Source organism: Aporhodopirellula sallentina SM41, from assembly GCF_000346505.1.
Lineage (GTDB): Bacteria > Planctomycetota > Planctomycetia > Pirellulales > Pirellulaceae > Rhodopirellula > Rhodopirellula sallentina.
The window spans coordinates 1-13,627 of sequence record NZ_ANOH01000439.1 but is presented as its reverse complement, the minus strand read 5'-3'; the positions used below and the strand labels follow the sequence as shown (position 1 = coordinate 13,627).

The following is a 13,627-nucleotide window of genomic DNA, read 5'->3' as shown; positions in this document are numbered from 1 at the left end:
TGATCACTCGTTTGCGAGAGTCCCTCGCGAGCGAGAATTATCGGCGGTTGTCGACGCGCTGTGTTCGTCGCAAACGTCTCCTCGTATAACTGGGGCGCAGGAGATCGTTTTATGTCTGAGTCATCTCGCTCGAAGAAGCCCGCATCTGATCGGCCATCGGACACCAAACCGGCGATGCCTGCCGAGCAGGAACGGTTGGATTTGCCAACGGTGGCATCGCCTCATCCGGCGGTCTGGGATCTGGATGAGTTGCTCAAGAAGTGCGAGGTGCGAACGCAGGCCCGTGGTGGTCCCGGTGGCCAGCACCGTAATCGGACCGCTTCGGGAGTTTTCATCACTTTTCGGCCCGCTGAAATCACCGCGGAGGCGACTGAGGAGCGGAATCAGCATCGCAACCGAGACGTCGCGTTTCGGCGGCTCCGTTATCTGCTCGCGGTGAGTCTGAGGACGCGGTCGCCCCTCGATGATGGAAAAGCGATCGATGCGGCGGAAAAAGCGGTTCGTGATCGGTTTCGTGGGTCCCCGCTGAAACTCGCCGAGCAGAACGAGGCGAAACCGGCGGTGCTCGCGTTGCTGCTGAACGATTTGCACGTCGGTGGTGGCCAACCGAGTTTGGTGGCTCCGTTTTGGAAGGTTTCGACGAGCCGAATTAACGCCTGTTTACGTTCCCACCGGCCCGCGTTGACGCTGGTCAATCGCATACGAGATCATCACAGCCGTGGGCCGCTGAAATAGCCCGAAGAATTGTCGGTGTTGTGCCGAACTACTGGGACTGCGAAATCTGCCTGACTTGCGTTAAGTTGTGCGGTTTCTGACTCTTTCCCATTCTCGAAACCGACACTTTTGCCGATGCTCGATCGCAAATTTATTCTGCAAAACCCCGAACTTGTCCGCGAAAACTCGGCAAGACGCGGGGTTTCTGTCGACGTTCAGTCCATCTGCGAACTCGAATCGCAGCGACTCGCGGCGCTGAAACGGTCCCAGGAATTCAACACCCAGGCGAACGAAACGAGCAAACGGATCGCGGGGGCGAAAGACAACGAAGAGCGACAGAAACTGATCGCCGAGGGACGTGCGCTGCGAGAGCAGAAAGACGCCGCAGCGGCGGAACAGAGCGATCTGGAAGCGAAAATTCTCGAACTTCAGACAGTTTTGCCGAACCTAACTCACCCGGCCGTTCCCGACGGCGGTGAGGATGACGCGAAAGAACTCGGGTTCGGGAAAACCGAAAAACCCACGTTTGATTTCAAGCCGATCGATCACCTCGAGATTGGCGAGAAGCACGACATGTTCGACTTCGAAGGCGGGGCTCGCGTGGCCGGATCGGGATTCTATTTCCTGCGAAACGCAGCGGTGCGTTTAGATTTGGCCCTGCAGCAGTTCGCAATCAGTTTTCTGAGCGACCGTGGGTTCACGCCCGTTTCCACGCCTGACCTTGCACTAACGAGCGTTTTGCAAGGAACCGGCTTCAACCCGCGTGGGCCTGAAACGCAAATTTACAGCATCGAGAATACGGAATTGAACCTCGTTGCGACGGCCGAGATCACTCTCGGCGGGATGCTCAGTGGGCAGATTCTCGAAAGCGAAAAGCTGCCGCTGAAGCTTTGTGGACTGAGTCACTGTTTCCGCACCGAAGCGGGCGCGGCAGGGCGAGCCTCGCGCGGTTTGTACCGGGTGCACCAGTTCACCAAGATCGAAATGTTCGCATTCACGTTGCCCGAGCAAAGCGAAGCGATTCATGAGGAGATGCGGGAACTCGAATGTGAGCTTTTCGACGCGTTGGAAGTTCCTTACCGAGTGGTGGATACCGCGGCCGGCGATCTCGGCGGGCCTGCCTATCGGAAATACGATCTCGAGGCATGGATGCCCGGACGAGGCGAGGGAGGTCAGTGGGGCGAGGTAACCAGCACGAGCAACTGCACCGATTACCAAGCCCGTCGTTTGGATGTGCGATACAAGACGCCGGGGCAAAAGGGGACACAGTATGTTCACACCCTCAACGGAACCGCGGTCGCAACCGGACGCGCGATGATCGCCATTTTGGAAAACCACCAACGGGCCGACGGTTCGGTGGCCGTACCGAAGGTGCTGCAGCCTTGGGTTGGAAAAGAAGTCCTCGAACCGATCGCTTCGATGGCCTGAGTTATGACCTGAACCTCCCGTCGCCGCAGGCAGATCGCATCGCGGCGGTCGCAGTGGACTGACTGGACCGGTCGCAGGGGCCGCTCGGCACCGATCTGGAACGTCACGAAACTCAGCGAGAACCGCGCGTTCGATGGCCGCCCCAAAGTCGATCGTCCACTATTCAATTCGAACATCACCTCTATCAACACTTACGAAAATGAAAACCGACGAACTACGTGAAAAGTATTTAGAGTTCTTTGAAACCAAAGGATGTGTGCGGCAACCGAGCGACGTGTTGGTGCCCGCGTGGGATCCGTCGGTGTTGTTCACTCCCGCCGGGATGAACCAATTCAAAGATCACTTTCTCGGCAAAGTGAAGTTGGATTTCACCCGCGCGACGACGTGTCAGAAGTGCTTGCGGACCGGCGACATTGATAACGTGGGGCGAACTGCGTTCCACCACACATTCTTTGAAATGCTCGGTAACTTCAGCTTTGGCGATTACTTCAAACCCGAAGCAATCGCGTGGGCATGGGAGTTCTTGACCGATAAGAAGTGGTTGGGCATCGAACCGGGGCGTTTAAACGTTACGGTTTATAAAGACGACGACGAGGCGTTCCAGATTTGGAACGAGTCGATTGGTTTGCCTACGTCGCGAATCACTCGTATGGAAGAAGACGAGAACTTCTGGCCCGCCTCGGCGCCGAGCGAAGGCCCCGATGGTGTTTGTGGTCCCTGCAGTGAAATTTATTATCAACTTGACGACGGTAGCGACGTTGAGATTTGGAACCTCGTGTTCACTCAGTTCAACCGTGTCGGACCTCCGCCGAACAACCTCCACCCGCTGCCGAGCAAGAACATCGACACCGGGATGGGGCTCGAGCGGACGGCGAGTGTTCTGCAGGGTGTCCCGACGAACTTCCACATCGACAGCCTATTGCCGATCGTTCATGCCGCGGCTGAAGTTTGCGGTGTGAAGTACGAATACGAGAGCGACAATGGACGTCGTTTGCGTCGGATCACCGATCACGCTCGAGCAGCCGTCTTCTCGGTTCACGAGAACGTTTACCCCGGGCCAAAAGATGCTCGTTCGGTAATTCGTCGTTTGATTCGTCGCGCCGTGCTCGACGGGTATCAAATGAATTTGCGCGAGCCGTTCCTGTATCAACTGACCAGTGCCGTTGCAGACGCATCGAAAGCGGCGTATCCGGAACTGGGGCAAACGACGCAACGAGTTGCCGAAGCGATCGAGGCGGAAGAACGGGCATTCTTCGCGACGATCGATGGCGGCATGAAGAGGATCAACCATCTTTTCGAGGAAATGCAAACCGAGAAATCGGTCATGGTTCCCGGTGCCGAAGCAGCGGATCTGTTGACGACGTACGGGGTGCCGCCCGAGTTGGTGCAGACGCTCGCCGCCGAACAAAACTTTACTTTCGATTGGGTCGGCTTCCGCGAAGCGATGGAGAAACACGCCGGCGATAGCGACGGAGGGCAGCGGGTTCTGTTCCAAACCGGTCCGCTCGAAACGCTCAAAGAAGCGCTCCGCGAGACGCCGTTTGTCGGATACGAATCGACTCAATCCGAAGCGACGGTGAAGGGCATCATCACCGGTGACGGCAAGGGCAAGGGCGACGAAGGTCAGTTGCTCTCGCATCTCGACCGTCCAGGCGATGCGATCTTGCGTCTCGTGCTCGATCACTCCCCGTTCTATGGCGAGTCAGGGGGGCAGGTCGGCGACACGGGTGTAATCGAAAATGACAACTTCCGATTCGAAGTTATCGATACCCAGAAGCACGCCTCGTTGATCGTTCACCACGGAAAGCTGGTCAAGGGCAAGGTCTCCGAAGGAGAAACATGCGTGGCCAAAGTCGACGTTGAAAACCGGACTGCGTTGTCGCGGGCTCACTCAGCCACTCACGTTTTGCATCATGCCCTGCACACTCACGTCGGACGACATGCGGAACAGCAAGGCAGCAAGGTCGAACCGGATCGTTTGCGATTTGACTTTACCAATCCGAAAGCAATTCCGGATGAGACCCTTGTTGAGATTGAAAAGGATGTGTTGAAGTTTGTTGAGCAGGGAGAACCGATTCGTTGGGATACGGTTTCGCTCGACGTCGCCCGGAAAGCCGGTGCGATGATGCTCTTTGGCGAGAAGTACCCCGACCCGTGCCGGATGGTGTCGATGGGTGAGTTCAGTCGTGAACTCTGCGGCGGCACGCACTTGACCAACACCGCCGATATCGGTGCCTTTGAGGTTGTGGTGGAGGAGAGCGTGTCGACGGGCACACGTCGTATCCAAGCATTGACGGGCGAGCGAGCGAAACAACACCGCGAGCAGACGATGCAGTTGCTCGACCTCGTCGCAGAGAAACTCGGTTGCAAGGCGGCATATGCCGAGGCGGCGACCGAAACGCTGATGGAGGAGGTTCGATCGTTGAAGAAAGAACTCTCCGCAGGGAAAGCCGTTGAGCATTCCGAACAGTTTCAATTCGACCCCGCAGCGGCAAAGGCGACTCCGACCGACACGGCCGATTACAACGCGGTTCGCGCTGCGGTTCGGGCGTTGACGCGGCGGCTCAATGTCGCGATCGATGACGTGGGCGAACGACTCGAGGCACTTCTTTCCGATCGCAGCCGTTTGGTGAAGGAATTGAAAGAGGTCTCCGAGGGCGGGAAAGTTTCGGCGGACGATTTGATCGAATCGGGGACCACCGTTGGCGACACGCTACTCGTCGTTACTGAGATCCCGGGAGCCAACCCAAATTTGATGCGTGGTTGGATCGACCAAATTCGCAAAAAGAGCAAAGGTCCATCGGCCGTGCTGTTGGGGGCTGCTCATGGCGGCAAAGTCGTGTTGGTCGGTGGTTTGAGTCGAGACCTCGTCGACCGCGGATTGAAGGCGGGAGAATGGGTAGGCGCCGCAGCCAAGATTGTGGGAGGCGGCGGTGGGGGGCGACCCGACATGGCACAAGCCGGCGGGAAAGATCCTGAGAAGCTTCCTGAGGCGATCGAGAACGCTCGCCAAAGCATGACCGAGAAGCTTCAGACTACGTCTGGCTAGGCTCAGTGTCGGATCAGTGACCGGTATTCATCACACCGCATGGGTGCGTTCGCTACCATAGCGGTTGATGGACACTGTCATTGTTCGAGAACGCTATAAGAAATGATGTCCCCGATGTCGTCCGATTTCGGTGGCCGGAATTTTGACGAATCTAGCGCCAGGGATCGGACACGTCAAATTTTGAAATGCTCTAGCGAGGATGACTCCATGCCGTTGGGGATTCGACCGACCGTTGATTTCGCATTCAAAAAGATATTCGGCTCGCCGCAAAACTCGGCGGCTTTGATTGGTTTACTCAATGCGATCCTCGATCTCGAACGGCCGATCGCTTCGGTTGAAATCCTCAACCCGTTCAGCTATCAGGAGTTTTCCGAAAGCAAGCTCGTTGTTCTCGACGTTCGTTGCCAAGATTCGGAGGGACATTGGCTGAATGTGGAAATGCAGGTTTCGGTCTATGCCGGGTTGATCGAGCGATTGGTGTACTACGCCTGCGGCATGTACGTTGATCAACTGTCCAAAGGTGGCAACTATGCGTTGGCTGCCCCGTCAATTTCCATTTGTCTTCTCAACCGGATCCTTTTCAGTGATTCCGAGCAACCGCATCACCGCTTTCAAATGCTCGATCGTGAGAGCGGTCGCGAATTGTCCAACGCGATTGAGGTGCACACCGTAGAATTAACAAAATACCACCTGGATGAACGCTCGATTCCTCATGCGAGTAAACTACAGCAATGGGCGTTTCTGTTGCTCTTTGCCCAGGATTACGATGCGAAAACGCTACGGCGACTGCTCACCGGTATTGAATTCGAGACTGCCATTTCAACGATTGAAGTTATTTCCGCGAAGACAGAGGACAAATTGATGTACGACCAACGGGAGAAGGCTCAACGTGATTACGAATGGGCAATCTCGGGAGCCCGCGAGGAAGGCAGGGAGGAAGGCAGGGAGGAAGGCAGGGAGGAAGGCGAGCAGCTCGGCCTGGCGAAGGGAAAACTCGCGGGGAAGATTCAGATACTGCAAGATCTTCTCGGCGAGGTGCCAGCGAACGATGCATCACTGTCATCGCTAAGCGTTGATGTGCTTACCAGCCAACTCGCAGAACTGCAGCAACGCCTTCGTGATCGCCAAGCTTAACTTGTTGCTGTTTTGAACTGCAGAAAGATGCCTGCTAGATGTCCGTGACTCGGCGTGGGCGTTGGCGAGCGACCGGCCGAGGAGAGGCTTGGGCAGACTGTTGTGGCGGTTGGAGTGGCTGCCCAGGATCAATTCTTCGCTGATGCGTTGGCGTTGCGTTTGGTTGTTCCGGCGCCGCCTGTGGGACACCTGCGGCAGCGTCGAGGTCACCGAGGTACTCTTCACGGACCTTCGGATGCCGTTTCACTTCGTCAGGGGTTCCGTCAATCAACACCTGACCTTGATAAATCACATAGCATCGATCGACCGTGGTTAGAATCTCACGGGCGGCATGGTCCGTGATCAGAACGCTAATGCCGGAGTCTCGCAGCTGCGTGATCACGCCTTGGATCGATTGCACCGTCACAGGGTCGATCCCCGCAAAGGGTTCGTCGAGCATGACAATTTGCGGGTCCGATACAAGGCATCGGGCAATTTCGAGACGCCGCCGCTCCCCGCCGCTGAGTCCCGCGGCGGGGCTCTTGCGGATGTGCGTGATATTGAATTCTTCGAGCAGCTCGTTGGTTCGTTCTTTGCGACGTTTGCGATCGAACCCGAGCAGTTCCAGCAACGCCGAGATGTTCTGTTCGACAGTCAGCTTCTTAAAAACGCTCGGTTCCTGCGGCAGGTAACCCATGTTGCCGTCACGCGCTCGGCGGAACATCGGCCAATCGGTTACATCCTGACCGCCGAGGTAGACGCGTCCACGGTCGGGTTGGACGAGGCCGCAGATCATTCGGAAACTGGTCGACTTGCCCGCCCCGTTGGGACCGAGCAATCCCACAATTTCCGCTTCTCCGACGCTCAGGTTCACCCCGTCGACCACGCGTCGTCGACCGTAGGTTTTCTGCAACCCAACAGCCTCGAGAATCGGCTCACGATCTGAGAATTCTGCTCGATGGTCGCTCGGCAACGTGGCGGTGTCGAAGTCGTCAGACATGATGATCAGGCATCAGAGGATGCGGAAATGAGTCGAGGGAAATCTGCCTGATCTATTCTTCGCAAAATCTCGCTGTTAGCACAATCTCGACTGGCAGATTGCTTTCCAGGTTGGAAAGGCACGTTTCGTGTCCTCGTGAGCAAATACCGCCTCCCTGAGGCCGAAAATCGCCTCATTCAGCAATCACATTTGAGTGTGGTGAAATCAGGCCTCCAAGGACCGCGTCGTGCAGACTGAGTACGACGGGCTGGGTAGCACCACCAAGCTGACCGCGTACAACGGCTCGAGTGCCTCGGCCCAGGAGACCGTGTACCTCTACGAGGACAGTGTCGACGCCTCACGTTTGACCAGTGAGATTTATCCTGATTCGACGGACACCACGTCCAGCGGCTCGGACCAGATCAAGTTCGCCTATCACGTCGACGGCACGCGGCAGACCCGCACCGATCAACGGGGCACCGTGATCACGTACAGCTACGACGACCTGCGCCGCACGCAGGCCAATCAGGTGACCAGCCTGGGTGGCGATACCGACGGTGCGGTCCGCTCGATCACGACCGGCTACGATCCCCTGGGGCGTGTCGCGAAGATCACCTCCCACGGGAACCAAACCGACGACCCGGACAACACGTCGGATGTCGCCAACCAGATCGTCCTCACCTACGACGACCTGGGGAACGTGAGCGAATCAGAGCAATCACACTCGGGTGTCGTCGGCGGCAGCACGCCAAGTGTCCAGTACACCTACGACATGTCCGCCACCAGCGGTCTGCTGAATAACCGGGCCCGTTTAGAGCAGTTAACCTACCCCGACGGCCGGGCTCTGTTCAATGATTACGGTAGCAGTGACGGGATCGACGACCTGCTCTCGCGTTCTTGCCGGCTGCGTGAGACCAACGGCAGCGGCACGATTCTAGTTGAATACTCTCGCACCGGCGGTGGACAGACAGTCGTGACCGACTACCAACAGCCCGACCTGAAGCTCGACCTGTTCCAGGGTACCAGCGGCACGTACGCCGGGCTGGACCGGTTCGGCCGGACGATCGACCACCTGTGGGACTGGCTAGTTGTTGCCATCCAAAAATTGATCGGCGATCTCGAAAGTCGGTCGGATCGTGTTTGACTCCATTCGCACCCGTCGACCTGACGTTGCTACCATGAGTGTTGGCTCCGTTGCTTTCATTCATCGTTTCCTCCAGATGGTTGGCCGGGAAAGCGGCTGTGTCGATTTAATCAAGAGTCAACCTGTTTTCGTTTAACCGGTAGCCGTAGGCGACGCGCAGTAGCAAGTAGGTCGCCTTTGGCTGCCCGTTAAACGCAATACCGTTCAATTTTCGTTTAACCCGTGCCCGAAGGGTAGGTTGTTTTCCGTCAAACGTCGCCTACGGCTACCGGTTAAACGAAAACGCCACAACCCGGTGCTTCATTGAACGGTATTGCCGTTAAACGAATAGATCAACAGCCCGGACTACGAGTGGGCCATCTCTGGAGCCCGCGAGGAAGGACGTGAAGAGGGCGTGAGGAAGGGCTGGAACGTGGCCTCGAACGCGGATTGATTGTTGGTCGGATTCAGACGCTGCAGGAGCTGCTTGGAGATACACCTATGACGACAGCGAGCTGGCGGAATTTCACGCGGATGCACTTACGATTCATCTCGCAGCCTTACAGCAGCGACTTCGCGACCGCCAAGCATGATGATGCGGCATCCATGAAGTCCGCGACTCGTGTACCTCGGAGCGAATCGGGTTTCGCCTTGTTGGGTGCGTGTCGTGGGCTGAACCGATTTAGCGAATCAGCCGCATCCGTTGGAAATTGGGCGTAAACGGCACCGGAGAACGCCAGGGGTGGGGCCAGAAGATTGCGAGGGCTTTTCCGACGAGCAGGTCACGTGGCACGTAGGAGGCGTCTGAGAACAGGTACGCGTCCGGGTCCACGCTGCGGTTGCGTCCGAAACGCTCCTTCGTCCCGGCCCAGCACCGGGCGTCGAGACTCTCGGGGCTGTTGTCGCCCATCGGGAAAAATTGGTCTTCTCCGATTGGGAACGAGACCACTCGCCGAGAGGCCCATCCGGGGAACTGGTCCCAGATGTCGGGTTCGCCCATCACGGCCTGGATCTCTTCGACCCGAACAACCGAACCGGCGAACTCACTGAGGCCCGGCATGTCGTAGTCAAGCATCCGCGAATTGCCGTCTTTGGTCGCGATGTAGTATTTGTCGCGATCGATCTTCAATTGATGCAGCGTGGATGTGCCGCCTTGCACGGCGATACCGACAGGAGATGCATCGAGCGGGTTGCCTTTGCCGTCGTATACCGGACGCGTGTCCTGCGGGTTGGTAAAGTTCGCGGCGTTGAACGTTGTCGGTGTGTTGAACGCGATCACTTCATCGTCGACCCACAAGAGCAGTTCGTTGTCGCAGTTGCTGAACCGAATCTCGTGGCGAGAGCCGGCGGTGACCGAGGTGCTCGCAGTTGGGTTCGGGTTTGAAATCTTGCTGTCCGCTGCGTCGAAGAGTTTCGGCCCGTCTCCTTCGATTGATAACGTGGCCTGTCCGGACGCAAGGTCGAAGGTGCAGCGATATTGGATTCCCGCTTCGACGATTTCCATTGTCAACTTCTTCGCATCGGCGGCCGTTTCGATATCGGCGGTTACCAGCAAGTCGCCCACCCAGTGGACTCCGTCGCCGGCGTAACCCGTTCCACCGTACTGCAGGTGATTGCGGAATTGGCTGAGGTCACCGCCGGATTGATAAGTCGGCTTGAAGACCCCATCGCTACGAGTTTGTCCCATTATGCGTTGCAAACGTGAAACGCCTCGTGGCGATGGTTTCAAGTCGTATACGCGATCCGAATCGACGAACAAGTAAGCATCGTACGCATAGAAGTCCGAAATCAGCCGGCCGCGATAAGGATCAACGTTCGCCAGAGACAAACCCGCCTCGGCTCGCTCCCATTCATCGCGAGTGGGCCATCGGTGGTAATACCTCAACCACTCGGCTTCTTCTCCCGCGTTGACCTTGGCTATCAATCCTGCGTCGGTACGCGTGACCTCCCAAGAGTCATCGGGTGGCGTGGTGAGGCCTGGACGCCATGGCTGTAGGCGAGCCGGGTAGTCTGCCTCAATCAACGCGGCGGCTTGGTGTTTACTGTCGTAAACCAAGTGCTGCATCGCCAGCAGTTTCTCCGGCGGTTTGCGAAGGATGGTGCCGAGCGATTGGCTCCCGCCGCTGACCGTGATGTCTCCTCCGTCGCTTCCGCCATCGCGGTCACTCGGTTCACCGTCGTCCGTTGGCGTGGTGGGCAACGCGTAGACGTCCCCGTGCATAATGCTCAATGTTTCGTTGGGCAGGCCCACCAATCGTTTGATGTAGTTCTGTTTCGGATTGACCGGAACCTTGAAGACGATGACATCCCAACGGTCCGGATCGCTAATCGCGTACGCAAATTTACTCACCAAAATGCGATCGCCGCTGAAGGTCGCGTCGTCGGGATTGTTTTTTAGGTCCAGCGAATTGACGTGTCGACAGTTCGGGCAGATTCCTCCGACAACCACGTTTTCCGTCGATGGTTCGCGGTACTCCAGACTCGCACCGATCGGGAATTGTTGGTTGCATTGGTCGCAGAAGATGTCTTTGTGGGCACCCATCAGAGAGGGCGCCATTGATCCGGTGGGGATCACGAAGGCTTCCGCGATGAAAGCGCGAAACAACAACGCCAGCACAAACGCGACAACGAATGCCTCGGCGGTTTCGCGTCCGCACTGAACCCGAAACACGGCCGCCCGTTGTTGCAGCAGCGACATCTTATCCCAGGCTTCCTGGGGCGAAGGTTCGGAATCGTTGTCGGTCGCGGTCGTGGCGGTTTCGGACATGCTGGTTCAACAGAAAGGACGGGAATGTCACTGACGGTGCGGTAGTGTAGCGTGAAACGGGCGTCCGGCAGTACCTCAGTCGTATCCCGGTGCCGGTTGCTCGCTTCGGAAAGTTTGCCACCTTGAATGGGAATGCCAGGCCGCATCGAAGTGCCAGTCTCTCGGGAAATACCTGTCGAGCACGTGAATCCGTCTCGGATCGAGCATCGTCAGATCGCGGCGACTCACCGAGGACGCATTACGAACTGACGCGGTCTCGGATGCAAACGTCACTGCAAACGCGGTGGGACGGGGAATTGCAGCGAGAACTTTGTTCCCCGGTTCAATTCACTTTGCACGCTGATCCGGCCACCGTGAGCCTCAATGATCTTGCGGGCGGTTGGCAGGCCTAGTCCCGATCCGCCGTCTTTCGTGCTGTAAAACGGCTCGAACATGTGCAAAACCGTGTTGTCGTCCAATCCGCCGCCGGTATCGATCAGGTCCAATCCGACGCCACCACGGTTGCTGTACGTCCGTGCCCATAGTTGGCCGCCTTCGGGCATCGCCTCGAGAGCGTTTTTGACGAGGTTCATGAGTGCCGACTGCAGCGAATCGCTGTGCAAACGGATCGACGGCAAATCTGGATCGAGATACCGCTGCAAGTCGACCTTTTGCGAATCCGCTTGAGCTTGGTAGGCGTTGAGAACCTGACGAACCTGGTCGTTCAAGCTGCCGGGAATCAGGTCGATGTGTCTGAGTCTCGCGTAACGCAGGAAATCCCTCAGCAACGATTCCATCCGTTCGCACTGGGCGCGGACCATGTCCACGCGAGGCAGGCAACGCCGGCTCGCGGGGGTGTCCATTTCGACCAAGTCCTCGCTCAGCAATTCGATATTCATGTGAATAATCGAGAGCGGGTTTTTGATTTCGTGTGCCAGCGACCCGGCCAATTCAGCGAGTTCTTCGTACTGGCCGCGCACCTCCTCCATTGCCGCCTGATGCTGGGCCGCCTCTTTCGCTCGGTCGTCGACGCGAGAATTCGTATCGTTGGAAGGGGGATTCATCAGTGCTGCAGGGCGATTCGCGAGAAAGTTAGCGTGCCAAAATGCGCGTTCGGTTCCGGGATTGTAGCGACTGGCAGATTCCATGCCGATTGGATCAAACTCGGGACCGGTCGGGCAGGAACGGGCACGGAGCGAGATCATCATATGGCTTTCTCGTCGAAAGCTGCCAATGTTGTTGCGAGAGAGACACGGCAGGTCAGCAGATTCCGCGAGCAGCGAACCAATGCCGTTCGCGAATACGACGGCAACTCCTTGTCTGCTGCGGTTCCTTCCTGGGGTGGCGATTTTCGGCATGGGGGAGCCGATCGCGTCGCGGGAACTCATTCGAAATGTCGTTCGTAATCTGCCCGCGTTCGTCGTCTACCCGCGTTGGTCGTCCGCTTTACGGGATCGAGACCTTGCCCCAAAACGGTCGTTTCCGGTCTGCCCGCTGGCGGGTGTCTTCCAACAGGGTTTCGATTTCACCGGCGAATTGGAAGTTGCTGCGACGATTTCGATAGCGGACCGTGATTTGGTCTCCAAAATCGAGCGGCATGTCCGGCGAGAGCCAAACTGTGAACGCGGTACTCGGTGCCTGCGAGATTCGGATTTCATTGTTGGCACCGACACTAGCCGAAACCTTGGCGTGTTTGGGCGATGAGACGGCGTCCCACAAGATTGGATCCATCACCGTATCGGGAAGGGATTGCTCCCATTCCAACCACCAGAAAAAGCGGTCGCCTTCACGCATCGTATTAACCTCGATCGATTCAGGAATCCGAGGCCGTTTGTGCTCGGCGGTTTTCATCCATTCGAAAATGCGTTCGCTCTCTTCGTAAAAGAACTCTTTCCCGCGGCCCCGATACATCACCACCATCGCGTCATGTTGATACGACATGTAGTCGTCGTAGACCGCACCGTTGCGTTTCAGCGGGCGGCCGTCTTTCTCTCCCATCACGATGTAGACCGGGACATAGACTGCGTTGGAGTCATAGTGGTGCAGCGTTTTGCGAGGTTCCGCACTGATCGCGATCATCCCCGACCAGACGTCGGGATGCGACAACGCGATGTCCCAGGCCGCCGCGCCGCCTGCTCCGTGTCCGCCGATGAAAACCCGATCGGAGTCGATCGAGAATCTTCGCATCGCACTACGAAGACTTCTCAGCACGGCATCGTGCTCTCGCATCGTGTACTCATAGGTTTGTTGGCCGCCGCGTGTCCACCGCGGCGCGACAACAATGAACCCGTTTTGCGCGGCCCGACCGAGGCGGATGTGGTCAGCATGAGTAGGGTCTGCATTAGCAGCGTCGGCGGACGTAGGATCCTCATCGTTAGGAGTTCGTTCTTCCCCGTTCGTCGCAGACGCATCGTCGGAGTTAAGGAACTGTTTCGATGGCACACCGGCCCACCAATTGAGCTGCGTTTCGGCCGG

Annotated in this window: 9 protein-coding genes; 5 read left to right on the top strand and 4 right to left on the bottom strand. The window is 57.4% G+C overall.

Annotation, left to right across the window (positions count from 1 at the left end; genetic code table 11):
- Positions 1–111 precede the first annotated feature (111 nt).
- The 4 genes from RSSM_RS28460 to RSSM_RS28445 all read left to right on the top strand — a co-directional run bounded on the left by RSSM_RS28460 (position 112) and on the right by RSSM_RS28445 (position 6,325).
- Positions 112–735 (top strand): peptide chain release factor family protein, encoded by a 624-nt coding sequence (locus tag RSSM_RS28460; protein WP_008688016.1) that lies wholly within the window; start codon positions 112–114, stop codon positions 733–735.
- A gap of 114 nt (positions 736–849) precedes the next feature.
- Positions 850–2,142 (top strand): serine--tRNA ligase, encoded by a 1,293-nt coding sequence (gene serS / locus RSSM_RS28455; RefSeq protein ID WP_008688015.1) that lies wholly within the window; start codon positions 850–852, stop codon positions 2,140–2,142.
- Between the two features lie 199 nt (positions 2,143–2,341).
- Positions 2,342–5,191: an alanine--tRNA ligase gene (gene alaS / locus RSSM_RS28450; protein ID WP_044303907.1), complete on the top strand. Its 2,850-nt coding sequence runs from the start codon at positions 2,342–2,344 to the stop codon at positions 5,189–5,191.
- 207 nt (positions 5,192–5,398) lie between these two features.
- Positions 5,399–6,325: an Rpn family recombination-promoting nuclease/putative transposase gene (locus tag RSSM_RS28445; RefSeq protein ID WP_160168186.1), complete on the top strand. Its 927-nt coding sequence runs from the start codon at positions 5,399–5,401 to the stop codon at positions 6,323–6,325.
- 34 nt (positions 6,326–6,359) lie between these two features.
- Here RSSM_RS28445 and lptB read toward each other — a convergent pair whose 3' ends face one another.
- Positions 6,360–7,304: an LPS export ABC transporter ATP-binding protein gene (gene lptB / locus RSSM_RS28440; protein ID WP_008688012.1), complete on the bottom strand. Its 945-nt coding sequence runs from the start codon at positions 7,302–7,304 to the stop codon at positions 6,360–6,362.
- A 226-nt stretch (positions 7,305–7,530) separates the two neighbouring features.
- On the opposite strand from lptB, the gene RSSM_RS28435 reads away from it, so the two are divergent.
- A complete protein-coding gene (locus tag RSSM_RS28435; RefSeq protein WP_008688003.1) occupies positions 7,531–8,427 on the top strand; it encodes a hypothetical protein in 897 nt (298 codons plus the stop codon).
- A 661-nt stretch (positions 8,428–9,088) separates the two neighbouring features.
- Here RSSM_RS28435 and lepB read toward each other — a convergent pair.
- The 3 genes from lepB to RSSM_RS28420 all read right to left on the bottom strand — a co-directional run.
- Positions 9,089–11,173: a signal peptidase I gene (lepB, locus tag RSSM_RS28430; RefSeq protein WP_008688001.1), complete on the bottom strand. Its 2,085-nt coding sequence runs from the start codon at positions 11,171–11,173 to the stop codon at positions 9,089–9,091.
- A gap of 269 nt (positions 11,174–11,442) precedes the next feature.
- Positions 11,443–12,216 carry a sensor histidine kinase gene (locus tag RSSM_RS28425; protein WP_044303908.1) on the bottom strand — a complete coding sequence of 258 codons (774 nt, stop codon included), beginning with the start codon at positions 12,214–12,216 and terminating at the stop codon, positions 11,443–11,445.
- Between the two features lie 382 nt (positions 12,217–12,598).
- Positions 12,599–13,627: dienelactone hydrolase family protein (locus tag RSSM_RS28420; RefSeq protein WP_044303906.1), on the bottom strand; the 1,029-nt coding region annotated here is incomplete at its 5' end.